The sequence below is a fragment of the Streptomyces sp. NPDC000134 genome (assembly GCF_042899225.1).
Taxonomy (GTDB): domain Bacteria; phylum Actinomycetota; class Actinomycetes; order Streptomycetales; family Streptomycetaceae; genus Streptomyces.
In genome coordinates this window covers 179,105-204,997 of record NZ_JBIAZN010000015.1, presented here as the reverse complement: position 1 = coordinate 204,997, position 25,893 = coordinate 179,105, and the positions used below count along the sequence as shown (strand labels likewise).

Below are 25,893 nucleotides of genomic sequence, written 5' to 3'. Positions count from 1 at the left end.
TGTCAGCCACTTCGGCCCTGCTGAGGGGGGGGGGGGGGGATGGGGGGGCGGGGGGGCCCCCCGCCCCCGGGGGGGGGGCCCGGGGCCGGGGGGGGCCCCGGCGGGGGGCCCCCGGGGGGGCCCACGGCCTGGCGCCGGCGGCGGTACGGGTCCTCGGCGCCGACTACCTGCTGCCGAACGTGTTGTTCAACAGCCGCCCCGACCCAGCCGAACTCGCCCTGCTCCGGCAGGCCGCCGAGACCTATCCGCCGCGTGCGGGCGCCGCCCCCACCGTGGTCTGGAGCCACTGGGCCATGACCCGCGCCCTGCGCCGACTGGCACCCGGCGAGGCCGCCGGGCCGGCCGCCGAACCCGCCGCCGACTGGCTCGACACGGCCGACTGGCAGACCCTCACCCACCAGCTCGCGGTCCTGGCACCCCTCGCCCTGCCCGGCGAGGACAGCGCCGTGGCCCGCGCGGCCCGGCGCCGGCCGGTCGACGTCGCCCGCGGCTTCGTCCGCGCGGTACGCCGCCGGGACTGGAACCAGGCGGCCGCCGCGGCCCGCTGGCTGACCCTGCTGGACGGCGTTCCCGACACCCTCGGCCTGGACACCGGCCTGGACTTCGTCGAGCTGATGGGCGGCGGCGACCCCCTGGTCGACCTCCAGGTGCGGGCCGCCCGCCACCTGCGCGTCGGAGCACTGGTGTGACCGCCGTCGGCGTCCGGGGCCTGCGGGAGGTGGCGGACGCGGCCCTGGGCTGGCTCTCCGCGCACCGCGGCGGGTTCGCGCTCGGCGAGGACGCGCTCGCCGCCGACGGCGACGTCGACCGCACCTGGAAGCCGCTCGGCGAACTCGCCCAGGTGTGCGCCACCCTGACCCGGCGCACCGACCCCGCCGACCCGCTGCACATCCGCGCGGCCGACCTGCTCGCCTTCGCGTGGCGGCAGACCGACTGGGGAGAGCTGTTCCTGACGCTTCAGCACCGGGAACCGTTCGCCGTCTACCCGCTGGAGGTCTACGGCGCCTTCGCCGCCGGCGGGCTCAGACACCCCGGTTACGAGGCGGCCGCCGCCACCGTGGCCCGCACCCGGGGCTGGCGGCGCACCGAACAGCTCCCCACCCGCCGGCTCGGCGTGCTCTGCGCCGAACGGCACGGCGGCATCCCCCGGCCCGACCCGCCCACGGCGGTCCTGGACGGCACCTGGCTGGGCGGACTGCCCGAACCGTGGACCTTCGAACGCGCCTCCGGGTACGCGCTCACCCACGTCGTCTTCCACCTCACCGACTGGGGCCGCGCCGAGGAGAGCGCCGTACCGCCCCGGCTCACCGCCTATCTGGCGCACTGGCTGCCGCCCTGGCTCGACACCTGCCTGGACGCCGGTCTGTGGGACCTGGGCTGCGAACTGCTCGCCGTCGCCGCGAGCGTCCCCGGCGCCGCCGGACCGTCCGTGCTCCAGGAGGGGTGGCGGCGCGTCGCGGCGGCCCAGCGGCCCTCGGGCGCGCTGCCCGAGGACGCGGCCCACGACGGAGAGGGATTTGCGCACAGCTACCACTCGACCCTGGTGGCCGCCTTCGCGGCCACCCTCTCCCACCAGCGGTACGGCGGGGAAGGAGCCCTGGGATGACCACCACGCGCCTGATGCACACCGTCGGGGCCCGTGCCATGGAGTGGCTGTGGGAGCACCGCGACGGCTTCCGTCTGGAGCCCGACCCCGACCCGGAGACGGGGCGGCTGGAACGCTTCAAGGCGATCGGCGAACTGGCCCTGGTCTGCAAGGTGCTGTTCCGCGCCGGGGTCGCCGGGTCCCGGCAGGCGGACCTGGCCCGCAAACTCCTGGACCACGCCTGGCGGGAGGCCCTGGACGGCGGCCGCGCGCTGGCCGCCGGACAGCACGAGGAACCGCTCTCGCCGGTCCCGTTCGAGGTGTACCTGGCGTTCAAGGAACTCGGCTTCAGCCAGCCCGAGGTGGAACGGGCCACCGTGCTCAACCACCGTCTGGAGAGCTGGACCGCCCTTGAGACGTCCCCCACCCGCGTCCTGGGGCTCGCCGCGTTCCAGCGCCGCTTCGGGCTGACCCCCCGCGTCTCCGAGGCCGAGGCGTTCCGCGGCACCTGGCTGGCCCGCACCCCCGAACCCTGGACCGTCGAGGGCCACATCGGCTACGACATCACCCACGCCGTCTTCCACCTCACCGACTGGGGCGAGCGCCCCGACGGGCTGCCGCCCCGCGTCGCCGACTACCTCGCCACCTGGCTGCCGGCCTGGCTCGACGACTGGCTGGACCTGCGCCGCTGGGACCTGCTCGGCGAACTCCTCGTGGTCGACGCCTGCCTGCCCGAGCCGACCTTCGACGAACGGGCCTGGTCGGCCTTGGCCGCCGCCCAGCAGCCCGACGGCGCCATGCCCGCCCTGCGGGGCATGCCCGAGGGCACCCCGGAGGACGTGTTCGACGTGGTGTACCACTCGACGCTGGTCGCCGCGTTCGCCTCCGTGGTGGCCACCTCACGCATCTTCACGCGTCTGGCGCACGCCGCCTCATGAGCGCCCGGCCCTGGCCCGGCGCCCCCGCCGACGAACCGCGCACCCCCGCACCACCCGCCGCGGCGGACGGCCCGGACCGCGGCGCGGACCGGGCCGAGCGGCTCGCCGCCGCCGTCGAGGCCGCCGACGCCCCCGACACCGTCTTCGCGATGTCCTGCCACGGCCGCCGCGTCCTGCGCACCGGCGGCACCGCGCCGCCCCCCGGCACCGCACGCGAGGACCTGCGCTACGAGATGGGGTCGGTGAGCAAGACGTTCACCGGACTGCTGCTGGCCCGGCTCATCCAGAACGGCGCCCTCACCGGCGGCGAACCCGCCGTCACCTGCCTGGACCCGGCCCGCGACCCCGGCCCGGACCCGGTGACCCTCGCCCACCTGATCACCCACACCGCCGGACTGCCCGCCCTGCCGAGCGGCTTCCGGGTCCGCGCCCTGCCCGCCTGGCGCACCAACCCCTACAGCCGCTACCCGGTCGACCGGGTGGCCGGCGCCTTCCTGCGCCACGGCCCGCGCAACCGCCCCGGCACCCGCTGGCGCTACTCCAACTTCGGTGTCGCCGTCCTCGGCCACGCCCTCACCGCCGTCACCGGCACCGCCTGGGAGGACCTGCTCACGGAGCACGTCCTGCGCCCGCTCGGCCTGAGCGGCACCGCGACCCGCCCCGGAGGCGCCGCCACCGACGCGCCCGGCCACGGCAAGGACGGGCGCACCCCCGTACCTCCTTTCGACGCCGCCGGATTCCAGGCGGCGGGGGCCGTCCGCGCCACCCCGCACGACCTGCTGACCTTCCTGGAGGCCCACCTCGACCCGGACGGCTCACCGGCCGCCGACGCGCTGCGGGCCGTCCAGGTGCCGGTACTGCGCCGGGGGCGCGGCCGCCGGCACGTGCACACCATGGCCTGGTTCCGGCATCCCACGGACGGCGGGCCGATGTACTTCCACAGCGGGGCCACCTTCGGTCAGCAGGCGTTCCTGGGCTTCCGGCCGGACACCGGCACGGCACTGGCCGCGGTCTGCACCCGCAAGGTCCGCTTCCAGGACCCGTTCCAGACCACCGCCTACGCCGTCCTCGCGGCGGGCTGACCCGGCACCGGCACCGCCACCGTCACCGGACCGCCCGCACCGGGGAACGGGGCGGGCGGCGCGGACCGTCACACCGGCTGCCACAGCGCCGGAGTGCCCTCCGGCGACCAGGACTGCTGCGCCTGGTGGCTCTGCAGGCACTGGTAGCGCACGCCCGAGCGGCTCACCGTGGCACCCTCGTCGTAGACCCGCCCGGCCGACCACGCGTCCGCCGCGCTCTGATCCGCCGGGGCGGGCGGGGCGGACTGCGTGGAGGACGTCTTCAGGGTCAGGCCGAACTCCTTCAGCATCGCGTTGAGCGGCTGGAAGAAGGTCGTCCCGCCGCTCGTGCAGTCGCCCGACCCGCCCGAGGTGACCCCTTGCCCCTGCGATCCGGCCAGGAACGGGCCGCCGGAGTCACCGGGTTCGGCGCACACCGTGGTCCGGGTCAGCCCGTTCACGGTGCCCTCCGCGTAGCTGACGCTGGTGTCCTGCTGCTCGATGGTGCCGCAGTGCCAGCCGGTGCTCGACCCGGAACGGCACACCGACGCCCCGACCAGCGCCTGCACCGAACCGGCCACCTGCACCCGCTGGTCCTGCTCGCCCTTGACGTCCGGGGTGAGGGTCCAGCCGGTGTTCACCTCCACCCAGGACATGTCCTTCTCCGGGAACGTGGACGCCTGGAAGGTGCCCTGCGCCGTCCTGTCCGACCCGGTGGTCTTCACGCCCGGCCGGCCGCAGTGGCCGGCCGACACGAAGCCCTGCCGCTGGGCCTCGGTGACGGAGAAACCGATCGAGCACCGGGCCTGGTCGTCGGTGTAGTACGCGTCGCCGCCCACCACCTCGGCCAGCGGTCGCGGCCGGTCCGCCGACACCCGCACGCCCGCGTCCCCGGCCCGCACCCCCGCGCTCCGCAGGAACGCGGCGCCGGCCTGCTCACCGGTGGCCTGGACGACGACCCGGTTCGACGGCACGTCGACGTACCACACCGGGGTCTCGGCGGTGCGCCCGCGCCGCGCGGCGGCGTCCAGCTTCTCCTTGACGGCCCGCAGTTCCGCCAGCGTCCTGCGCACCACCGCCGCCTCCGCGCCCTGCGCCCGGATGGCGGCCACCTGGGAGGCGTCGGTGGTGGCGATGGTGAGCCGCGCGGAGGTGGTGCCGCTCACCCAGGCACCGGCGAAGCGCGCGCCCAGGGTGTTGCGCAGACGGCCGGCGCGGGTGCCCGCCTCGGCCTCGTTGACCAGTCGCGCCGACGCCTGCTCCGGCGTCAGCCCCAGATCGCGCTTGAGCGCCCGCAGCACCTCGGCCGGCGGCCGGTCGGCGCCGACGGTCCGGGCGGCGGTGGGCCCCGGCCCCGGCGCGGGCGGCGGCGCGGCCGACGCGGCCGCCGGAACGGCGGTCAGGACGAGCGCGCCGAGCGCGGTGAGGGCCGCGTGCGAGCCGCCCGCGGCATGTCTGCCGACCATCATGCGATGTGCCTCCTTGGGTCGAGAGCGAGGGACCTAGGGCCTGTCGTTCGGATCAGCCCGCGGACGCGGGGCCTGGCACGCGACAGGCCCTAACCCTTGCCTGATCACCCCGCCCCGATGCCGTACCGGGACGTCTTTCGCGCTTTGGGGGCGCCGACCGGTGCCAAGTGCAGTACGCGGGCACCGCAACGGCTCAGGCCGGCTCGATGCCCTGCGCGCCGACCTCGGTGACGAAGGAGGCGGCGGTGGTGAGGGGAGCGCCGGGCGTGGAGATGACCGAGACCGTCCTGAAGTCGATCCGGGCCTCCTCGCGGCCGATCTCGACCCGGGCGAAACCGCGCCGGCCGTCGTAGAACTTCATGTGCGGGTTGGCCTTCATCTGCGTCTCCCAACTGTCCGGCCGTTCCACGCCGTCCTTGCCGCTGGAGACGGAGGAGCAGGCCAGCTCCGTGCCCAGGGTCCGGGAGTCGGGATCGTCGAAGTCGTCCTTGACGTCGAAGGCGTAGGCCACGTGCACGTCCCCGGTGAGGATCATCCAGTTCTCCAGCCCGGCCGCCTTGGCTCCGGCCACCACCCGGGCGCGGGAGGCGCGGTAGCCGTCCCAGGCGTCCATGGACAGCGGGGCGTCGGCGGTCAGCCCGAACCGGCGCTGGGAGAAACACACCTGCTGCGCCGTCACGTTCCACAGCGCGTCGGACGCCTGCCACCCGTCGAGCAGCCACTTCTCCTGCTCGGCCCCGGTCAGGGTGCGCGCCGGGTCGTCGGACTCGGGCCCAGGGGGGTGCGGCCGGTCGTCGTACGCCTGGTCGGAGCGGTACTGGCGGGTGTCCAGGACGTCGAACTGGGCCAGGGTGCCCCACCGCAGCCGCCGGTACAGCAGCGCGTCGGGGCCCTGCGGGAGTTGGGCGGAGCGCAGCGGCTGGTTCTCCCAGTACGCCCGGTAGGCGGCGGCCCGCCGGAGCAGGAACTCCGCGGGCGGCAGGTCGTTCTCGGGCACGGAACCGGCGTAGTTGTTCTCGGTCTCGTGATCGTCCCAGGTGACGACGAACGGATGGGCGGCGTGCGCCGCCTGGAGGTCCTTGTCGCTCTTGTAGAGGGAGTACCGCAGCCGGTAGTCCGCGAGGGTCATGGTCTCCCGGTTGAACACCTCGGGCAGGGTGATGTCGGTGTAGCGGCGCTCGCCGCCCGCCGAGTTCACCGCGTACTCGTACAGGTAGTCGCCGAGGTGGAACACCACGTCGACATCCTCCCGCGCGAGGTGCTCGTACACGGTGTAGTAACCGTCCTGGTACGCCTGGCAGGCCACGGCGCCCAGCCTCATCGTCCCCGGGTCGGTGCCGGCGGCGGGCGCGGTGCGGGTGCGGCCGGCCGGGCTGATGTACGTACCGGCCCGGAACCGGTAGTAGTACGACGTGCCCGGGGACAGGCCCTGCACGTCGACGTGCACGCTGTGGCTGTACTCCGGGTACGCCAGCGCCGTGCCCTCGCGGACGACGACGGCGAAGTACTCGTCCAGCGCCACCTCCCACTGCACCGACACCCGTTCCTGGCCCATGCCGCCGTCCGCCTCGAACGGCTCCGGCGCCAGCCGCGTCCACAGCAGCACCGACTCCGGCAGCGGGTCACCGGAGGCCACGCCGAGGGTGAACGGATCACCGGTGAGCCTGGCGGCGTCCAGCTCGGAGGCGACGGCGCCGCGGGCCGGCAGGTTGGTGGAGAAGGCGAGCGCGGCGGCGGCCGCGGTGACGGTGAGGAAACGCCGGCGCCCGAGGTGCCGGGCGGCGGCGCTCAGCACGGCGTCGTGCGGGGAGAAGGCGTGCGCGGCCAGTGCGCTGGGACGGCCCAAGGGCGCCATCTGATGACCTCTCGTACGGGGCGGGCGCGCGGGCGGTTCCGTGGCGGACGGCACGAGGAGCCGCCGCGCTGACGCCGGCCCGCGCACGCGGACCCTGCATGCTATGCAGACAAACACCGCAGAACTGGCCAAACTTGCGGAGAGGCCGGAGCGATCACACAGGAGGCGGTACGCGGGACGCGCGGCCACCGCGCACCTTCGTGCGCACGGGAGGGGGGACGGGACCGGCTCGGACGCGGCGGCGCAGCAGCAGCACCGTGACGGCGCTGAGCGCGAGGGCGAGGCCGCCGGACAGGGCGGTGTCGTCCACGGACGGGCAGCGCGATGGACTGTCCAGGAACACCGGCAGACCGTCGGCGGGCCGGGTGCAGTACAGCGGGCCGGGTCCGCAGTGGTCGAACAGGCTGCCGCGCAGGGCGTCCAGCACGCCGGAGCGGAAGTGCGCGGCGAGCGCGGCGGCGGCCGGCAGGACGACCGCGCCACCGGCGACCAGCGGCCTCCGCCGGCGCCAGGCCGGCCACAACGAGCCCTGCACGCCGCCTCCTTCAGGTCCTCGGCGGCGGAATCCCCGGTGCCGCGCAGATGGTCGAGCAGGATCTCCTCCAGGCCCGGGTGGGTCACGTGCCGGTCCCCGTCGAGCGGGCCGCGCGGCCGCAGCAGGGCGGTGACCCGGCGGCCGTGCATCCGGCGGTGCACCACGTCGTGACCGGCCCTCGCCGTGACCTGGCTGGTCGCCGCCCGCTGGACCACCCCCCGCCGGGGCGCCCCGGCGGCCCTGCTGGTCCTCGGCGGCCTCGAATTCCTGCGCCGGACACCGGAGTTCTTCAACGACATCGGCGCCACCGGACTGCTGCTGCTCGTCGTCGCGCTGCTGGCCCGCGTCCAGGAACGGCCCCGCCCTCGGTGGGCGCCGCCGGCCGCGGCCCTCGTCGCGCTCGCCGCCTTCTACCTGCGCTACGGCAGCCCCGGCAACCTCCTGGCCATCGCCCTGGCCGCCCTGTTCGCCTACGGGCCGCGCGCCTGGCTCGCGGGGGCCGCCGACTCGCCCTCGCCGCGCACGCCCCCCGTTCCCCCGTTCCCCCGTTCCCCCGTTCCCCCGTTCCCCCGTTCCCCCGGCTCCGGGGCCCTCTCAGGCCCCCCGCGCCACCGCCCCCACCGCCGGTGTCCGCAGGACCCGGTGTGCCGTCGCCAGGCCGGTGCCCAGTGTCACCGCCGCCCCCACCGCGGCCATCGCGGCCCAGGTGCCGAGGAACTGCTCCGGCAGCACCGCGTCGGTGCGGACCACGGTGAACGGCACCACCCCCGCCAGCGCGGCCAGCGTCCCGAAGAACACCCCCGTCACCGTCAGCAGCACGCCCTCCGCGCCGACCGTGCCGAGCACCTGACCGGGCGTCGCCCCGGCGAGGCGCTGCTGCCCGAACTCGCGGGAGCGGTACGTGGTCGCCGCGTACAGCGAGTTGACCAGCATCACGCAGACGAAGACGGCGATGATGCCGACGACCGTGAAGTTGAGCGTCTCCAGGTTCTTGGCGTCGACCGACTTCACCCGGCCCGAGGCCGCGACGGCGTCGCTCTCCACGGCCTGCGCGGTGAGCGTCGCCGTGGACACCGCAGTGAACAGCATCAGCGACATCAGGACCCCGGCGAGCTGCCCGGCCCGCTGCCGCAGATTGCGCACCGCGAGCCAGGCGCTCGCACCGTCCAGGGGCAGCCGGTCCAGCACCCCCGTCAGCAGCCTGGGCGCCAGCAGGGCGCAGCCCACCGACAGCAGGATCGCCCCGTACACCGGCGGCGCCATCAGCACCTCGTCCGTCGCGGAGAGCGCGAACGTGGAGCAGGCGCTCGCCGCCCCCGCCACCAGCGCCGCGTACGCGAGGAACCGCCGGGCCCGCGTCCGCCCGGTCCCGGTCCGGGCCGCCCCCGCCCGGCGCAGGGCGAGGAACGCGGCGCCCGCCGCCGCGAGCAGCGTGATGCCCACCCCGGAGGTCAGGGCGAGCGAACCGAAGGCGTACTCGACGCCGTCCGCGACCTGGCCGCTGTCCTGGAACACCCCCAGCAGCGCCCGGCCGCCGAGCATCGCCGGGCCGACCGCCAGCACCGTGCCGGCCAGCGCGACGGCGACCGCCTCGCCGACCACCATCCGCCCGAGCTGCCCCGGGGTCGCCCCCGAGCAGCGCAGCAGCTCCAGTTCGGCGGCGCGCTGCCGTACCGCCACCGTCAGCGTCGAGGCGACCGCGAAGAACACCAGCAGGGTGCCGTAGCCGCCGACCACGCCCGCCGCGGTGCCGAGGGTCTGCGCGCTCACCCGGTCGACGCCGTCCCCCGCCGCCGTGTCGTGCATCGAGGTGAACATCATGACGACCGCCGCGCCGAGGAAGGCGGAGAGCAGCGTCGCGAGGAACCGTCCGGGCCGGTGCCGGACCGAGCGCAGGGCGAGGACGAGCACGGCTCACACCCCCGCCGTCGTGTCGTCGCCCAGGTGCGCCAGCCTCTCGGCGACCGCTTCCGGCGTCGGCGCGTCCATCCGCCCGGCCAGTCGCCCGTCGGCGAGGAACACCACCGAGTCGGCGTACGAGGCGGCGACCGGGTCGTGGGTCACCATCACCACGGTCCGCCCGTGCGAGCGCACCGCGCCCTGGAGCAGCCCCAGCACCTGCCGGGCGCTGCGGGTGTCCAGCGCGCCGGTCGGCTCGTCCGCGAAGATCACCCGGGGTTCGGCGACCAGGGCCCGCGCGATCGCCACCCGCTGCCGCTGGCCGCCGGACAACTGGGCGGGCCGGTGGCCGAGCCGGTCGCCCAGCCCCACCGAGCCCAGCACCTCCCGGGCCCGCCGGCGGTCCACGCGCCGCCCGGCCAGCTTCAGCGGCAGCACGGTGTTCTGCGCGACGGTCAGCGTCTCCAGCAGGTTGTACTCCTGGAACACGAACCCCACCCGGCCGCGCCGGAACTTCGTCAGCTCCGTCTCGGTGCCGCCGGTCAGCTCGGTGCCGTCCACCCGGACGATCCCGGTGTCCGGCCGTTCCAGTCCCGCCGCGCACCGCAGCAGCGTCGACTTGCCCGAGCCCGACGGTCCCATCACGGCGGTGAACGTGCCCCGGGCGAGGCCGAGCGTCACCCCGTCCAGCGCGGTGACCGCGTTCCCGTCGCTGCCGTAGGTCTTGCCGACCGCGACCAGCCGCAGCGCCTCGGCGGCGGGTCCCGCGTCCTGGCCGTGCCGTGCGCCGGTGCGCACCATCGTCATCACCCTCCGTGCGGCACCCCCTGTGCCTCGCCACGACGCTACGGAGCCGGTGGCCGCGGCACACGGGGCGCAGGGCCCGTATCGCGGGGTGTACCCAGCACCACCCCGCCCGGACGAGGTGACTCCGGTCGGGCGACGGCTACCGAGCCGCCACCAGCACGACCTCCAGGGTGCGCGGTCCGTGCACCCCCTCGACCCGGTCCAGCTCGATGTCACTGGTCGCCGACGGACCGGAGATCCAGGTCAGCGGGCGGGCCGGGTCGAGGCGTCCGAGCGCCCGCGGCACGGAGGCGACCACCTGCTCGGGCACCCGGACCACGCAGATGTGGTGGTCCGGCACGAGCGTGATGCGGCGGCGGCCCTGGTCGGGGGAGCCGTCCAGCACGATCGTGCCGGTCTCGGCGATGGCGACGGCACAGCCGGTGACCACGCTGTCGACGCCGTCGAGGCCGTGCGCGGTGCCGTCCTCCGTGTCGGCGACCCGGGTGACCTCCGTGTCCGCGAGCCACCCCGGGTCCAGTCCGGGCGGCACCACCACCGACCTGGACCCGCGCCGGCCCAGCAATCCGGCGATCACGGCGGGCAGTCCGGCGTCCGTGCAGCGGTGCACGACCGCCCGGTAGTCCGCCAGGTTCTGCGCCAGCAGCTCCACCGTCTCCGCGACGCTCCGGCTCCCGTGCTCGCGCAGATAGTCCCGCGACACCGCCCGCTCGTACGGGATCTCGTCGCGCGGTACGTCGGCCAGCGCGCGCCGCACCCGGCCCAGCACCCGTTCCCTGCTGCTCACCTGTCCGTGTCCTTTCCACCCCGGGTCCGCTGCCACCAGTCGCGGAACGGCTCCGCCGGCACCTCGGGCAGGTCCCGGCTCGCGCTCCACGCCCGGCCCGGACCGGGCAGCGTGCGCGGATGCAGGCGCCGGGTCCGCGAGGCGAGCCGCTGCCCGGTGCGCAGCGCACCCGGGTGCGTGAACACCCACCGCGCCGCCCGCATCGCGGCCCGCTCGGCGGCGTGCCCCTTGGCCGGCCGGAGGACGACCTTGTTGCCGTTGCGGGTGGCCGGCCCGCCCTGCGCCACCCGCTCCCGCAGGTGCACCAGCACCTCGGGGATGTCGATGGCGACCGGGCACACCTCGTAGCAGGCCCCGCACAGCGAGGACGCGTACGGCAGGGAGGCATCGATCTCGCTGGCCGTGCCGCGCAGTTGGGGGCTGAGGATCGCGCCGATGGGGCCGGGGTACACCGACCCGTAGGCGTGGCCGCCGGCCCGCTCGTACACCGGGCAGACGTTCAGGCACGCCGAGCAGCGGATGCAGCGCAGGGCCTGGCGGCCGACCTCGTCGGCGAGGGTGTCGGTGCGGCCGTTGTCGAGCAGGACCAGGTGGAAGGTGCCCGGTCCGTCGCCGTCGGTGGTGCCGGTCCACATCGACGTGTACGGGTTCATGCGCTCGGCGGTCGAGGAGCGGGGCAGGGTCTGCAGGAAGACCTCCAGGTCCCGCCAGGTCGGCACCACCTTCTCGATGCCGACGACCGAGATCAGCGTCTCCGGGAGGGTGAGGCACATCCGGCCGTTGCCCTCGGACTCCACGACCACCAGGGTGCCGGTCTCGGCCACCACGAAGTTGGCCCCGGAGACACCCACCTTGGCGCGCAGGAACTTCTCCCGCAGGTGCAGCCGGGCCGCCTCCGCGAGTTCGGCGGGGCTGTCGGTCAGGCCCTCGGGCGCCGGGCGGCCCCACTCGCCCATCTCGCGGGCGAAGACGTCCCGGATCTCGCCGCGGTTGCGGTGGATGGCCGGGACCAGGATGTGCGAGGGCCGGTCCCGGCCCAACTGCACGATCAGCTCGGCCAGATCGGTCTCGTAGGCGTGGATGCCCTCCGCCGCGAGGGCCTCGTTGAGCCCGATCTCCTGGGTGGCCATCGACTTGACCTTGACGACCTCCGACTCGCCGGTCTCCTTGACCAGCCGGGCCACGATCGCGTTGGCCTCGGCGGCGTCGGCGGCCCAGTGGACGGTGCCGCCCGCCGCCGTCACCGACTCCTCCACCTGCTCCAGATAGCGGTCCAGGTGGCGCAGGATGTGGTCCTTGATCCGCCGGCCGGCCTCGCGCAGCTCCGCCCAGTCGTCCAGCTCCGCGACCGCGCGGGCCCGCTTGGCGCGGATGGTGTGGGTGGCGTGCCGCAGATTGCCGCGCAGGGTCGGATCGCCGACCGCCGCGCGGGCCGCCCGGGGAAAGGCCGGCATGCCCACGAAGGTCCCGCTCATACGGCCACTTCCTCTTCCGTGCTCGCCAGGATCTCCGCGATGTGCACCGGCCGCATCCCGGTCCGCAGCTTCGTCATGGTGCCGCCGAGGTGCATCAGGCACGAGTTGTCGGCGGCGCACAGCACCTCCGCGCCCGTCGACTCGGCGTTGCGCACCTTGTCGGCGCCCATCGCCGCGGACACGTCGGCGTTCTTCACGGCGAAGGTGCCGCCGAACCCGCAGCACTCCTCCGCCCCCGGCAGTTCCGCCAGTTCCAGCCCCTTCACGGCCCGCAGCAGGGCCAGCGGCCGCTCACCGAGCCCCAGGGAGCGTAGCCCGTGGCAGGTCGGGTGGTACGTCACCGTGTGCGGGTAGTACGCGCCGACGTCCGTCACCCCCAGCACGTCCACCAGGAACTCCGTCAGCTCGTACGTCTTCGGCACCACCGGCGCCAGAACCGCCGCGAGGGTGTCCCCGCGGCCCTCGGCCCGCGCCCGCTCGCCCATCCGCGGATACAGCTCCCGCACCATCGCCCCGCACGAGCCCGACGGTGTCACGATCGCGTCGTACTCCCCGAAGACATCGGAGAAATGCCGGGCCAGCGGCTCGGCCTCATGCCGGTAGCCGGTGTTGTAATGGGCCTGCCCGCAGCAGGTCTGGGCGGCCGGGAAGTCGACCTCCACGCCCAGCCTGGTCAGCAGCTTCACCACGGCACGGCCGGTGTCGGGATACAGCGTGTCGTTGACGCAGGTCAGGAACAGGGCGACACGCATCGCGGCTCCTTGAGGTGGAAGAACATCGGACGAAAGCAGCGTAATGGGGGAACGGGGGCCGGAGAGCCCCGGGTCACCCGGCGGCGAGTCGGGCCTCGGCGGCCCGCCAGCGCGCGGTAGTGCCCCGCGGCTCGTAGCGGACGGGGGACTGGGTGCGCGCCAGCAGTCGGCGCATCCCGGCCAGGTCGCCGACCAGGCCGTCGGCGCGGGCCTGCACCAGCACGTTGCCGAGCGCGGCGGCCTCCGCCGGCCCGGCCACCACCGGCAGCCCGCAGGCGTCGGCGGTGGACTGGCACAGCAGGGCGTTGCGGGTGCCGCCGCCCACGATGTGCACGACGTCCACCGGGTGCCCGGCCAGTTCCTGCGCCTCCTGGACGGCCCTGCGGTGGGCCAGGGCCAGGGAGTCCAGGATGCAGCGGGTGGTCTCGGCGGGCGTGATGGGCACCGGCTGCCCCGAGGCGCGGCACGCCTCGGCGATCCGCTCCGGCATCCGGCCCGGCGCGAGGAACGCCGTGTCACCGGCGTCCACCACCGACCGCAGCGCCGGCACCTCGGCGGCCGCCTTCAGCAGGCCGCTCAGCTCCGGGTCGCCCCAGGCCCGTACGCACTCCTGGAGCAGCCACAGCCCCATGATGTTGCGCAGATAGCGGACCGTGCCGTCCAGCCCCAGCTCATTGGTGAAGTTGGCGGCCCGGCTCGCCTCGGTCAGCACCGGCGCGGTCAGCTCCAGCCCGGCCAGCGACCAGGTGCCGGTGCAGATGTACGCGAAGCGCTCACCGTCGGCGGGTACGGCGGCCACCGCCGAGGCGGTGTCGTGCGAACCGACCGCCGTCACCCGCACCGGCCCGGTCAGTCCCGTCTCCTCCAGCACCTCCGGGCGCAGCACGCCCGCCCGATCGCCGGGGCGCCGCAGCGGCGGGAACAGCCCCAGGTCGACGCCGAGCCGCTCGGCCACCCCGTGCGCCCAGTCCCGGGTGCGGGGGTCGATCAACTGGGTGGTGGAGGCGTTGGTCAGCTCCGTGCCCTGCTCACCGGTGAGCCAGTACGCCATCAGGTCCGGTATCAGCAACAGCCTCCGCGCGGCGGCCGATTGGGCCGATCCGCGGGCGGCGGTGAGCTGGTACAGGGTGTTGAACGGGGCGTACTGCAGCCCGGTCGCCGCGTACAGCTCGGCGGCGGGCAGCGCCGCCCACACCTTCTCGGCGACACCCTCGGTGCGGGCGTCGCGGTAGTGCACCGGGTTGCCGAGCAGCGCCCCGTCCGCGTCCAGCAGCCCGTAGTCCACGGCCCAGCCGTCCACGCCCACCGACGCCACCGGCCCCGCCGCCCGCAGCCCGTCGAGGACCCCGGCGTACAGCCCCAGCACGTCCCAGCGCAGCCCCTCGGGCAGCCGTACCGGACGGTTGGGGAAGCGGTGCGCCTCGGTCAGCTCCAGGGTGCCGGGGCCCACGCGGCCGACCATGACGCGCCCGCTGGACGCGCCGAGGTCGACCGCGGCGTACGACGCCGTGCTCATCGCAGGAAGGCCGCGGCCACACCGGCGTCGACCGGGACGTGCAGGCCGGTGGTGTGCGTCAGGTCCCCGCCGGTCAGCGCGAACACGGCGTTGGCCACGTGCTCGGGGAGCACCTCGCGCTTGAGGATGGTCCGCTGCGCGTAGAACTCGCCCAGCTTCTCCTCCGCCACCCCGTACACGGCCGCCCGCTGGGCGCCCCAGCCGCCCGCGAAGATGCCCGAACCGCGCACCACACCGTCGGGGTTCACGCCGTTGACCCGGATGCCGTGCTCACCCAACTCGGCCGCCAGCAACCGCACTTGGTGGGCCTGGTCGGCCTTGGTGGCCGAGTAGGCGATGTTGTTCGGGCCGGCGAACACGGCGTTCTTGGACACGATGTAGACGATGTCGCCGCCGAGCCCCTGCGCGATCATCACCCGGGCCGCCTCGCGGGAGACCAGGAACGAGCCGCGGGCCATGATGTCGTGCTGGAGGTCCCAGTCCTTCGCGGACGTCTCGACCAGCGGCTTGGAGATGGAGATGCCCGCGTTGTTGACCACCAGGTCGACCCCGCCGAAGGCCAGCACCGCCGCCCGGAAGGACGCGGCGATCCGCTCCTCGTCGGTGACGTCCACGGTGACCGCGACGGCCTTGTCCGGGCCGCCCAGTTCCTCGGCGACGGCTGCGGCGTTCTCCCCGTTCAGGTCGGCGACGACCACGCAGGCGCCCTCGGCGACCAGCCGGTGCGCGACGGCCCTGCCGATACCGCTGCCCGCGCCGGTCACCAGCGCCACCCGGGTGGCCAGCGGCCTGGGCTCGGGCATCCGCTGGAGCTTGGCCTCCTCCAGGGCCCAGTACTCGATGCGGAACTTCTCCGACTCCTCGATCGGCGCGTACGTGGAGACCGCCTCGGCGCCACGCATCACGTTGATCGCGTTGACGTAGAACTCGCCGGCCACCCGCGCGGTCTGCTTGTCCTTGCCGAAGCTGAACATGCCCACGCCCGGCACCAGCACGATCGCCGGGTCCGCGCCGCGCATCGCGGGGGAGCCCGGCTCGGCGTGCCGCCGGTAGTAGGCGGCGTACTCCCCGCGGTACTCGGCGTGCAGCTCCTTCAGCCGCTCGATCGCCTCTTCCAGCGGGGCGTCCGGTGCCACGTCGAGGACGAGCGGGCGGACCTTGGTGCGCAGGAAGTGGTCCGGGCAGGAGGTGCCCAGCGCGGCCAGGCGCGGGTGCTCGGCGCGGGAGAGGAAGTCCAGCACCGTGTCGGAGTCGGTGAAGTGCCCGACCTGCGGCCGGTCCTGGGAGGCGACGGCCCGGACGTACGGCGCGAGGGCCGCGGCCCGCTCCCGCCGCTCGGCCTCGGGCAGCGGCCCGTACCCGGCGAGCAGGGGCCCGAACGGCTCCGCTTTGCCGCGCTCCTGAAGGAACTTCTCGGCGGTGCGGATGATGTGCAGCGAGTTGCGCTCGCACTCCTCGGACGTGTCGCCCCAGGCGGTGATCCCGTGCCCGCCCAGAACGCAGCCGACGGCCTGCGGGTTGGCCTCCTTCACCGCCGCGATGTCCAGTCCGAGCTGGAAGCCGGGACGCCGCCACGGCACCCACACCACCGAGTCGCCGAAGCACTCGGCGGTCAGCTTCTCGCCGTCCGCCGCGCAGGCCAGCGCGATCCCGGAGTCGGGGTGCAGATGGTCCACGTGCGCGGCCTCGACCAGCCCGTGCATCGCCGTGTCGATGGACGGCGCGGCGCCGCCCTTGCCGTGCAGGCAGTAGTCGAACGCGGCGACCATCTCGTCCTCGCGCTCGACCCCCGGGTACCCGCCCTTCAGCGCCCGCAGCCGGTCCAGCCGCAGTACCGCGAGCCCCGCCTCGGTGAGCGTCCCGAGGTCCCCGCCGGACCCCTTCACCCACATCAGCTCCACATCACCTCCGGTGACGGGATCGGTCTCGGTGCCTTTCGCGGAGGCGTTGCCGCCGGCGTAGTTGGTGTTGCGGGGGTCGGCGCCGAGCCGATGAGAACGAGCGAGCAGCGCTTCGGCCTCGGGGTGGGATGCCATGTCTTCCAGTCCTTTTCCGACGAGGGATGAGTCGAGAAGGGGCGCGGGGAACTGCGCGGCCGGCCACGACGGGCCGGCGGCCCGCGATGTCACAGAACCCGGCAGCCGCTCACGCCCCCCACCCCGCTTGCTGCCCACCGACCCGCTCGGCCGCGATCTTCTCGGCCCACCCGGACGCCCGGTACGCCTTCAACGGCTCGGGATCGATGCCCATCTCCTCCCGGACCTCCCGCAGCAACGGCCGCACATCCGTGTCGTACGCGTCCATCACCACCGCGTTGGCCTCCAGCACGTCCCCCGAAGCCTGCGCGGCGGCCAGCGCCTCCCGGTCCACGAGCAACGCCTTCGCCGTCGCCTCCTGCACGTTCATCACCGACCGGATGATCGCCGGGATCTTCGCCTCGATGTTGTGGCACTGGTCGAGCATGAACGCCACGTCCGGGGTGAACCCGCCGCCGCGCACCACCTCGTACATGATCCGGAACAACTGGAACGGGTCGGCCGCGCCCACCATCAGGTCGTCGTCGGCGTAGAACCGCGAGTTGAAGTCGAACCCGCCGAGCTTTCCCTCCCGCAGCAGCGTCGCGACGATGAACTCGATGTTGGTGCCCGGCGCGTGGTGCCCGGTGTCCACGACGACCTGCGCCTTCCCGCCCAGCTTCAGGCAGTGCGCGTACGCCGTGCCCCAGTCCGGCACGTCCGTGGTGTAGAACGCGGGCTCGAACAGCTTGTACTCCAGGAGCATCCGCTGGTCGTCGCCGAGCCGTTCGTAGACCTCCGCGAGCGCCTCGGCCAGCCGGTCCTGCCGGGAGCGGATGTCGTCCTGGCCGGGGTAGTTGGTGCCGTCGGCGAACCACAGCTTCAGGTCCTTGGAGCCGGTCGCGTCCATGATGTCGACGCACTCCAGGAGGTGGTCGACCGCCTTGCGGCGCACCGCGGCGTCGGGGTGGCAGACGCTGCCGAGCCTGTAGGCGTCGTCCTGGAAGGTGTTGGAGTTGATCGCGCCGATCCGCACCCCGCGTTCCTCGGCGTGCTTGCCCAGCGCGGTGTAGTCCTCGACCTTGTCCCAGGGGATGTGCAGCGCGACGGTCGGCGCCACGCCCGTGAACTCGTGGACCTTCGCCGCGTCGTCCAGCTTCTCGAACGGGTCGCGGGGCACGCCGGCTTGAGCGAACACCTTGAACCGCGTGCCCGAGTTCCCGTACGCCCACGACGGCGTCTCGACGGCCTGGGTCTTGAGCGCGGCCTTCACCGCGGCGGTCTCGGTCACGTCGGCTCCTGTGACGTCGGGTCGCAACACCCTTGCGTACGACCATGTGTGTGAAACGATTCAGAACGCGAAGCTATGAGGCCCCCGAAGGGGTGTCAAGACTTCCGGCTGATACCGAGCGCCGTGACTCCTTTGTGACCTTCAGGTATCGAAAGTTTTTCGACCCGCACCCATTGACGTGACATGCCCCGCCTGCCTAACGTCCCGGCTACCCAGTTGAAACCTTTCACGACGCTGTGAGGGCCGTCCCGCCGGCGTCGTCGAGGAGCCCTCATGACCCACCCGTCCGACACGGGTCCGGAACCGGTTCTCGCGCTCAGGGACGTCTCCAAGTCCTTCGGCGCGGTCCGCGCCCTGCGGGACGTCTCCCTGGAACTCTTCCCCGGAGAGGTGCACGCCCTCGCCGGCGAGAACGGCGCGGGCAAGTCGACCCTGATCAAGACGCTCGCCGGGGTGCACCGCCCCGACGCCGGGCAGGTCCTGCTCGACGGGGCACCGGTGGCCTTCCACGGCCCCGGCGACGCCCGGGACGCCGGGATCGCCGTGATCTACCAGGAGCCGACCCTCTTCCCGGACCTGTCGATCACCGAGAACATCTTCATGGGCCGCCAGGTGCGGCGCGCGTTCGGCCGGATCGACCACAAGGCCACCCGCGCCGCCACGGCCGGGCTGATGCGGCGCCTCGGCGTCGACCTCGACCCGGACCGGCCGGCCCGCGGCCTGTCCATCGCCGACCAGCAGATCGTGGAGATCGCCAAGGCGCTCTCCTTCGACGCCCGCGTCCTGATCATGGACGAGCCGACCGCCGCCCTCACCGGCAGCGAGGTCGCCCGGCTGTTCGGCGTCGTGCGCACCCTGAGCGAACAGGGCGCCGCCGTGCTGTTCATCTCCCACCGGCTGGAGGAGATCTTCCAGATCTGCCGGCGCGTCACCACCCTGCGCGACGGCGCCTTCGTCGCCAGCGAGCCCCTCGACGGCATGACCGAGGACGACCTGGTGCGCCGCATGGTCGGCCGCGACCTCGACGAGCTGTACCCCAAGCAGGAGGTGACGCCCGGCGAGGTCGTGCTCAGCGTGCGCAAGCTGACCCGCGAGGGCGTCTTCACCGACGTCTCCTTCGAGGTGCGGCGCGGTGAGATCGTCGGGCTCGCCGGACTGGTCGGCGCCGGCCGCACCGAGGTCGCCCGCGCCGTGTTCGGCATCGACCGCTGGGACGCCGGGGAGGTCGAGGTCGACGGCCGGGCGCTGGTCAACGGCGCCCCGTCCACCGCGATGGCCGCCGGCCTCGCCCTGGTCCCCGAGGACCGGCGGGCCCAGGGCCTGGTGATGGACATGTCCATCGAGCGGAACATCGGCCTCACCGGACTGCGCGGGACCGCCAGGGCCGGACTGATGGACCGGAACGCCGAGCGCAGCCGCTCCCTGGACTGGGCGGTCAGGCTCCAGGTCAAGTACGCCAGGATCGCCGACACCGTCAACACCCTGTCCGGCGGCAACCAGCAGAAGGTCGTCCTCGCCAAGTGGCTCGCCACCGGCCCCAAGGTGCTGATCGTCGACGAGCCCACCCGCGGCATCGACGTCGGCACCAAGGCCGAGGTGCACCGGCTGCTGTCGCAACTGGCGGCCGACGGGGTGGCCGTCCTGATGATCTCCTCCGACCTGCCGGAGGTGCTCGGCATGGCCGACCGCGTGCTCGTGATGCACGAGGGCCGGCTCACCGCCGAGATCGCCCGTACCGACGCCACCGAGGAAACCGTGATGGCCGCAGCCACCGGGAGGGCCGCCGCATGACGGTCACCGCCCCCGACCGAGCCCCCCTCGCCGAGGTGCCGAAGGCCGGCGCCACCAAGCTGGTCGACCGCATCTTCAAGATGCGCGAACTGGCCATCCTGGTCGTCTTCCTGGTGATGATCGCCGTCACCCAGGCCGGCAACAGCGAGTTCCTGTCCGAGCAGGGCATCAAGGACCTGCTGCTGAACGCGACCATCCTGGTCCTGGTCGCCACCGGCCAGTCCCTGGTCGTCATCACCCGCAACGTCGACCTCTCCGTCGGCTCCACCCTCGGCATCAGCGCCTTCGCCGCCGGCACCTACCTCCAGGGCGGCGGGAACCCCGTCGTCGCCGTGGCCCTCGCCGTGCTGCTGGGCATCGGCTTCGGCCTGCTCAACGGCCTGCTGGTCAGCCTCGGCCAGGTGCCCGCCCTGGTGGTCACCCTCGGCACCCTCTACATCATCCGCGGCATCGACTCCATCTGGGTCGGCTCCCGGCAGATCACCGCGGCCGACCTGCCGGGCGGCTTCGTCGACTTCGGCTCCGGCGGGATCGGGGCGGTGCCGTACCTGGCGCTGATCGCCCTCGCCGTGCTGATCGCCACCGCGTACTGCCTCAAGCACTTCGGCGCCGGACGCGAGCTGTACGCGCTCGGCTCCAACCCCGAGGCCGCCCGGCTCGCCGGAATCCCGGTGCGCAAGCGCATCCTCGCCGCGTACACCTTCTGCGGCGCCCTCGCGGGCCTGGCCGGCGCCCTGTACCTGGCCCGGTTCGGCAACGTCGACTCCGGCACCGGCAACGGCTACGAACTCACCGTCGTCAGCGCGGTCGTGGTCGGCGGCGTCGTCTTCACCGGCGGCTCCGGCAGCGTCTACGGCGCCGCCCTCGGCGCGCTGCTGCTGACCTCCATCAACAGCGTGCTGCCCGCCCTCGGCGTCAGCTCGGTCTGGGTGCTGGCCATCAACGGCGTCCTGCTCATCCTCGCCATCGCGGTCGACCGGATCGTCGCCCTGCGCGTGGCCACCGCACTGAAGAAGAGGAACGCCCGCCATGGCTGACTCGACGCTCACGCGCGCCGTCCGCTGGGACACCGTGGTCGGCGCCCTGCTCCTCGTGGTCCTGCTGCTGTCCTTCGGCTTCGTCGACGGCTTCGGCAACGCCCTCAACCTGTCGTTCCTGCTCGGCAACACCCTGCCGATCGCCCTCATCGCGCTGCCGATGACCCTGCTGGTGGTCTCCGGCGAGATCGACCTCTCCGTCGCCTCCACCGCCGGACTGTCCGGCGCGGTGATGGGCGCCCTGTGGAACCAGGGCCTGACCATCGAGGCGATCATCCCGATCTGCCTGCTCCTCGGCGTGGTCTGCGGCCTGGTCAACGGCCTGCTGGTCACCCGGCTCGGACTGCCGTCGCTGGCCGTCACCATCGGCACCATGGCCGCCTACCGGGGCATCGCGCAGATCGTCCTCGGCTCCGACGCGGTGACCGACTTCCCCGCGCAGTACCTGGACTTCGCGGCCGGACGCGTCGGCGACTCCTTCGTACCCCGGGCCTTCCTGCCGTTCCTGGTGCTGCTCGTGGTGGCCGTCGTCGCGCTGCACGCCACCCCGTTCGGCCGCGCCCTGTTCGCCATCGGCGCCAACGAGGAGGCGGCCCGCTTCGCCGGCATCCGGGTCAAGCGGCAGAAGCTGGTCCTCTTCACGGTCACCGGCCTGATGTCCGCCCTGACCGGCGTCTTCTGGGCCCTGCACTACGCCAGCGCCCGCTACGACAACGCCACCGGCCTGGAACTGTCCGTCGTCGCCGCCGTCCTGCTGGGCGGCATCGACTTCGACGGCGGCAAGGGCACCCTCGGCGGCGCGATCGCCGGCGTCTTCCTGCTGGGCGCGCTGCAGAACGTCATGAGCCTGCGGGACGTCTCCGCGCAGTCCCAGATCGTCGTCACCGGTGTGCTGCTGGTCCTCTCCGTGCTCGGCCCCCGGGTGGCCCGCCAGATCTCCGCCGCCAGGGCGGGACGCCGGGCCGCGCCGCCGGCGCCGCCACCGGTCTCCAAGACGCCCGCCCCGACCTCGTAGCCGCCCGCCCCGACCTCGTATCGCCGTCCCCGCCCCTGTCGTAAGGAACCCACCATGCGCAAGTCGTCGATCCGCCGTACCTGTGCGGCCCTCGCCGCCGTCACCTCCCTCGCCCTGGCCGCCACCGCCTGCGGCGGCACCACCAAGGAGGACGTCGAGAGCGAGGGCGGCCCGGCCGCCGCGGGCGGCAAGGCCGACCCCGGGGCCGCGACCAAGAAGGGCCTGACCGTCGGCTTCCTGCCCAAGCAGGTCAACAACCCGTACTTCACGGTCGCCGACAAGGGCGGCGAGAAGGCGCTGAAGGAACTCGGCTCCAGCTACAAGGAGGTCGGCCCGTCCAGCGCCACCGACACCTCCGGCCAGGTCTCCTACGTCAACACGCTCACCCAGCAGCAGGTCGACGCGATGGCCGTCTCCGCGCAGGACCCGGGCGCCCTGTGCACCGCGCTCAAGCAGGCCATGCGGGGCGGCATCAAGGTCGTCACCTACGACTCCGACACCAAGCCGGAGTGCCGCAACGCCTTCATCTCGCAGGCGTCCGCCGAGGACCTCGGCCGCACCGAGGTGCGGCTCCTCGCCGAGCAGATCGGATACAAGGGCCAGATCGCGATCCTGTCGGCCGCGCAGACCGCGACCAACCAGAACACCTGGATCGAGTTCATGAAGAAGGAACTCCAGGACCCCGAGTACAAGGACATCGAGCTGGTCGAGGTGGCCTACGGCAACGACGACGCACAGCAGTCCTTCCAGCAGACCCAGGGCCTGCTCCAGGAGTACCCGAAGCTGAAGGGGATCATCTCCCCGACCACCGTCGGCATCAAGGCCGCCGCCCAGTACCTGTCCGGCTCCAAGTACAAGGGCAAGGTCAGGCTGACCGGCCTCGGCACCCCGAACGACATGCGCAAGTACGTCAAGAACGGCACCGTCGAGGCGTTCGAGCTGTGGGACCCGGCCAAGCTCGGCGAGCTGGCCGCCCGCACCGCCGTCGCCCTCGCCTCGGGGCAGATCACCGGCAAGCCGGGCGAGACCTTCGAGGCCGGCGCCATGGGCGAGTACACCATCGGCGAGGACGGCGTGATCGCGCTGGGCAAGCCGACCGTGTTCGACGCCGGGAACATCGACGACTTCGACTTCTGACACCCCGTCGGTCCACTCAGGAGGAGAGGTACGTCATGCAGCGCGTCTGTTTCCTGCTCAAGGTCCGCCAGGACAAGCTCGCCGAGTACCGCGAACGCCACGCCGCCGTGTGGCCGCAGATGCGGGAGGCGCTCTCGGCCACCGGCTGGCACAACTACTCCCTGTTCCTGCGGGACGACGGCCTGCTGGTCGGCTACCTGGAGACGGAGGACTTCGCCGCCGCGCGGGCCGGCATGGAGGCCACCGAGGTCAACGCCCGCTGGCAGGCCGAGATGGCGCCCTTCTTCGAGTCCCTCGACGGGGCCCGCCCCGACGAGGCGATGACACCGCTCACCGAGGTGTTCCACCTGGCCTGATGCGGAGCCGGAGGCTCCGTCGGCGGCGCCCCGCCGGTGGGGGTCCTACCGGCGGGGCGACGGTACTGTGAGATCTTCCGGCCACTGCCGCGCCTGCCGCCTTGTCCCCAGCTCGACCCCTGGAGGTCCCTGCCCGATGGCCCAGTCGGTGGGTATCAAGGACGTCGCCCGAGCCGCCGGAGTCTCCGTGGGCACGGTCTCGAACGTCATCAACCGCCCGGACACCGTCGCCGCCGAGACCCGTGCGCGCGTGCTGTCCGCGATCGACCGGCTCGGCTACGTCCGCAGCGAGTCCGCGCGTCAGCTCCGGGCCGGCCGCAGCCGCATCATGGGGCTGCTCGTCCTCGACATGGGCAACCCCTTCTTCGTGGACGTCGCCCGCGGCGCCGAACGCGCCGCCCGGGACGCCGGGCTCGGCGTGATGGTCTGCAACAGCGCCCAGAACCCCGGCGAGGAGGCCGAGTACCTCTCCCTCTTCGCCGAGCAGCGGGTGCGCGGTGTGCTGCTCACCCCGGCCGACGCCACCGGCCGCAACATCGACGCCTTCCGGCGGCACAACATCCCCTTCGTCCTCGTCGACCGCGTCGCCGAGGGCACCACCGAGTGCTCGGTCTCCGTCGACGACGTCGCGGGCGGCGCGCTCGCCGTGCGCCATCTCGTGGACGCCGGACACCGCTCGCTCGCGTACGTCAGCGGACCGCCCGGACTGCACCAGGTCCGCGACCGCCGCGTCGGCGCCCTCCAGGCCCTCGCCGAGGCCGGGCTCGGCCCCGACGCGCTGCGCGAGCTGCCCACCGAGCGCCTCGACGTCGCCGCCGGACGGGACGCCGGCGCCCGGCTGCTCGGCCTCGCCGACCGGCCCACCGCCGTGTTCTGCGCCAACGACCTGCTCGCCCTCGGCGTCCTTCAGGCCATGTACGCCGCCGGGGTCGGCGTCCCCGACGACCTCGCCATCGTCGGCTACGACGACATCGAGTTCGCCGCCGCCGCGGCCGTCCCGCTGACCTCCGTACGCCAGCCCGCCGTCACCCTGGGCGCCCTCGCCGCCGGACTGCTGATCGAGGAGACCGAGGCGGAGAGCGCGGCCGAGCGGCACGAGCACCGCCGGGTCGTCCTCCAGCCGGAACTGGTCGTCCGGCGTTCCAGCCTCGCCGTCCGCTGACCGCAGGATGTCGCGGTCCCGGTCACCGGGACCGAAGGTACGTGTGCTCAACTGGGACCCGGCCGCAGAAGATCCGTCCGCCCCCGGGAGCCCCGTTGAGCGTCAGCTACCGCCAGCCCGGCGTCGTCCTCACCGACCGCCGCTTCACCGTGCCCCTCGACCACTCGGCCCCCGACGGGCGGACCATCGAGCTGTACGCCCGTGAGGTCGTCGCCAGTGACAAGGAGGGACAGGACCTGCCGTGGCTGGTCTACCTCCAGGGCGGTCCGGGCTTCGGCGCCAACCGCTTCGTCGGCCGGGACACGGCCTGGCTCGGCCGCGCCCTCACGGACTACCGCGTCCTCCTCCTCGACCAGCGCGGCACCGGCGCCTCCACCCCCGCCAACCGGCAGACGCTCCCGCTCGTCGGCGGCCCCGCCGAACAGGCCGACCACCTCACCCTGTTCCGCGCCGACTCCATCGTCCGCGACTGCGAGGCCATCCGCCCCCGGGTCACCGGCGGCGCCCCCTGGACCGTGCTCGGCCAGAGCTTCGGCGGCTTCTGCGCGGTCGCCTACCTGTCCCTGGCGCCCGAGGGCCTGGCCACCGCCCTGATCACCGGCGGCCTGCCCTCCCTCGACGCCCACGCCGACGACGTCTACCGGGCCGCCTACCCGCGCATCGCCCGCAAGGTCGCCGCGCACTACGCGCGCTACCCGCAGGACGTCGAACGCGCCCGCCGCATCGCCGACCACCTGCTGGCCCACGACGTGGTCCTGCCGAACGGCTACCGGCTCACCGTCGAGGCGTTCCAGTCGCTGGGCGCCATGCTCGGCAGCGGCGACGGCAGCCACCGCCTGCACTACCTGCTGGAGGACGCCTTCGTCCGCACCCCGGCGGGCACCGAACTCTCCGACGCCTTCCAGGAACAGGCCCAGGCCCTGCTCTCCTACGCCGGCCACCCCCTGTACGCCCTGGTCCACGAGGCCATCTACGGCCAGGACGAGCGCCCCACGAACTGGTCGGCCGAGCGGGTCCGCGCCGAGTTCCCCCGCTTCGACGCCGCCAAAGCCCTGGCCGGCGACGAACCCCTCATGTTCACCGGCGAGTCCGTCCACCCGTGGATGTTCGACTGCGACCCCGCCCTGCGCCCGCTGCGCGAGACCGCCGAACTCCTCGCCGCCCGCACCGACTGGACCCCGCTGTACGACCCCGACCGCCTCGCCGCCAACGAGGTGCCGGTCGCCGCGGCCGTCTACCACGACGACATGTACGTCGACACCGCCCACGCCCTCACCACCGCGCGGGCGATCCGGGGCCTGCGCACCTGGGTCACCGACGAGTTCGAACACGACGGCGTCCGCGTCGGCGGCCCCCGCGTCCTGGACCGCCTGCTGGCCCTCGCCCGCGACGAGGCATGACCCCCGGGCC

22 protein-coding genes are annotated in these 25,893 nt (G+C 73.6%); 11 read left to right on the top strand and 11 right to left on the bottom strand.

Translation table 11 applies throughout. The features are described from left to right. Nucleotides 1-128 precede the first annotated feature (128 nt). Genes ACFY32_RS23375 through ACFY32_RS23360 form a run of 4 tightly spaced genes read left to right on the top strand, consistent with a single transcriptional unit; the run spans nt 129 to nt 3,605 of the window. Entirely contained in the window at nt 129-689 is a 561-nt protein-coding gene (locus ACFY32_RS23375) for a hypothetical protein (protein WP_359201802.1), read from the top strand. Next, nucleotides 686-1,606 carry a DUF6895 family protein gene (locus tag ACFY32_RS23370; RefSeq protein ID WP_359201636.1) on the top strand — a complete coding sequence of 307 codons (921 nt, stop codon included), beginning with the start codon at nt 686-688 and terminating at the stop codon, nt 1,604-1,606. The genes ACFY32_RS23375 and ACFY32_RS23370 overlap by 4 nt, the downstream gene beginning before the upstream one ends. Continuing rightward, a complete protein-coding gene (locus ACFY32_RS23365; protein WP_359201638.1) occupies nt 1,603-2,523 on the top strand; it encodes a DUF6895 family protein in 921 nt (306 codons plus the stop codon). The genes ACFY32_RS23370 and ACFY32_RS23365 overlap by 4 nt, the downstream gene beginning before the upstream one ends. After that, nucleotides 2,520-3,605 carry a serine hydrolase domain-containing protein gene (locus tag ACFY32_RS23360; protein ID WP_359201640.1) on the top strand — a complete coding sequence of 362 codons (1,086 nt, stop codon included), beginning with the start codon at nt 2,520-2,522 and terminating at the stop codon, nt 3,603-3,605. The genes ACFY32_RS23365 and ACFY32_RS23360 overlap by 4 nt, the downstream gene beginning before the upstream one ends. Nucleotides 3,606-3,673: 68 nt before the next feature. On the opposite strand, the gene ACFY32_RS23355 is transcribed toward ACFY32_RS23360, so the two are convergent. The 11 genes from ACFY32_RS23355 to rhaI all read right to left on the bottom strand — a co-directional run bounded on the left by ACFY32_RS23355 (nt 3,674) and on the right by rhaI (nt 17,985). Next, nucleotides 3,674-5,050, bottom strand: coding sequence for an alpha-lytic protease prodomain-containing protein (locus tag ACFY32_RS23355; RefSeq protein ID WP_390675162.1), 1,377 nt, complete (start codon nt 5,048-5,050; stop codon nt 3,674-3,676). 196 nt (nt 5,051-5,246) lie between these two features. Further along, complete coding sequence (locus ACFY32_RS23350; RefSeq protein WP_359201642.1) at nt 5,247-6,908, bottom strand: alkaline phosphatase D family protein; 1,662 nt, start codon at nt 6,906-6,908, stop codon at nt 5,247-5,249. A 154-nt stretch (nt 6,909-7,062) separates the two neighbouring features. Continuing rightward, nucleotides 7,063-7,443, bottom strand: coding sequence for a hypothetical protein (locus ACFY32_RS23345; protein ID WP_390675157.1), 381 nt, complete (start codon nt 7,441-7,443; stop codon nt 7,063-7,065). A gap of 594 nt (nt 7,444-8,037) precedes the next feature. Continuing rightward, a complete protein-coding gene (locus ACFY32_RS23340) occupies nt 8,038-9,354 on the bottom strand; it encodes an FtsX-like permease family protein (protein WP_390675156.1) in 1,317 nt (438 codons plus the stop codon). A gap of 3 nt (nt 9,355-9,357) precedes the next feature. Beyond that, nucleotides 9,358-10,149 (bottom strand): ABC transporter ATP-binding protein, encoded by a 792-nt coding sequence (locus ACFY32_RS23335; protein ID WP_390675155.1) that lies wholly within the window; start codon nt 10,147-10,149, stop codon nt 9,358-9,360. A gap of 139 nt (nt 10,150-10,288) precedes the next feature. Further along, nucleotides 10,289-10,936 (bottom strand): LUD domain-containing protein, encoded by a 648-nt coding sequence (locus ACFY32_RS23330; protein WP_359201648.1) that lies wholly within the window; start codon nt 10,934-10,936, stop codon nt 10,289-10,291. After that, a complete protein-coding gene (locus ACFY32_RS23325) occupies nt 10,933-12,411 on the bottom strand; it encodes a lactate utilization protein B (RefSeq protein WP_359201650.1) in 1,479 nt (492 codons plus the stop codon). Before ACFY32_RS23325 ends, ACFY32_RS23330 begins: the two co-directional genes overlap by 4 nt. After that, complete coding sequence (locus ACFY32_RS23320) at nt 12,408-13,163, bottom strand: (Fe-S)-binding protein (protein WP_359201652.1); 756 nt, start codon at nt 13,161-13,163, stop codon at nt 12,408-12,410. The genes ACFY32_RS23325 and ACFY32_RS23320 overlap by 4 nt, the downstream gene beginning before the upstream one ends. A 73-nt stretch (nt 13,164-13,236) precedes the next feature. After that, complete coding sequence (locus ACFY32_RS23315; protein ID WP_359201654.1) at nt 13,237-14,679, bottom strand: rhamnulokinase family protein; 1,443 nt, start codon at nt 14,677-14,679, stop codon at nt 13,237-13,239. Next, the gene (locus ACFY32_RS23310; protein WP_390675154.1) at nt 14,676-16,715 is read right to left on the bottom strand and encodes a bifunctional aldolase/short-chain dehydrogenase; all 2,040 of its coding nucleotides are present in this window, start codon (nt 16,713-16,715) and stop codon (nt 14,676-14,678) included. Before ACFY32_RS23310 ends, ACFY32_RS23315 begins: the two co-directional genes overlap by 4 nt. 109 nt (nt 16,716-16,824) lie before the next feature. After that, nucleotides 16,825-17,985 carry an L-rhamnose isomerase gene (rhaI, locus tag ACFY32_RS23305; RefSeq protein WP_359201658.1) on the bottom strand — a complete coding sequence of 387 codons (1,161 nt, stop codon included), beginning with the start codon at nt 17,983-17,985 and terminating at the stop codon, nt 16,825-16,827. A 273-nt stretch (nt 17,986-18,258) separates the two neighbouring features. Between rhaI and ACFY32_RS23300 the strand changes: the two genes are divergently transcribed. From ACFY32_RS23300 to ACFY32_RS23270, 7 genes are all read left to right on the top strand, one after another. Beyond that, a complete protein-coding gene (locus ACFY32_RS23300) occupies nt 18,259-19,776 on the top strand; it encodes a sugar ABC transporter ATP-binding protein (RefSeq protein ID WP_390675153.1) in 1,518 nt (505 codons plus the stop codon). Then, nucleotides 19,773-20,813 (top strand): ABC transporter permease, encoded by a 1,041-nt coding sequence (locus ACFY32_RS23295; RefSeq protein ID WP_390675152.1) that lies wholly within the window; start codon nt 19,773-19,775, stop codon nt 20,811-20,813. Before ACFY32_RS23300 ends, ACFY32_RS23295 begins: the two co-directional genes overlap by 4 nt. Continuing rightward, complete coding sequence (locus ACFY32_RS23290) at nt 20,806-21,828, top strand: ABC transporter permease (protein ID WP_390675151.1); 1,023 nt, start codon at nt 20,806-20,808, stop codon at nt 21,826-21,828. The genes ACFY32_RS23295 and ACFY32_RS23290 overlap by 8 nt, the downstream gene beginning before the upstream one ends. Before the next feature lie 54 nt (nt 21,829-21,882). After that, the gene (gene rhaS, locus ACFY32_RS23285) at nt 21,883-22,965 is read left to right on the top strand and encodes a rhamnose ABC transporter substrate-binding protein (protein WP_390675150.1); all 1,083 of its coding nucleotides are present in this window, start codon (nt 21,883-21,885) and stop codon (nt 22,963-22,965) included. Between the two features lie 35 nt (nt 22,966-23,000). Next, complete coding sequence (locus ACFY32_RS23280) at nt 23,001-23,321, top strand: L-rhamnose mutarotase (RefSeq protein WP_359201668.1); 321 nt, start codon at nt 23,001-23,003, stop codon at nt 23,319-23,321. A gap of 136 nt (nt 23,322-23,457) precedes the next feature. After that, nucleotides 23,458-24,483, top strand: a complete 1,026-nt coding sequence (locus ACFY32_RS23275; RefSeq protein WP_359201670.1) for a LacI family DNA-binding transcriptional regulator — start codon at nt 23,458-23,460, stop codon at nt 24,481-24,483. 95 nt (nt 24,484-24,578) lie between these two features. Beyond that, nucleotides 24,579-25,883 (top strand): alpha/beta fold hydrolase, encoded by a 1,305-nt coding sequence (locus ACFY32_RS23270; RefSeq protein ID WP_390675149.1) that lies wholly within the window; start codon nt 24,579-24,581, stop codon nt 25,881-25,883. Nucleotides 25,884-25,893: the final 10 nt, after the last annotated feature.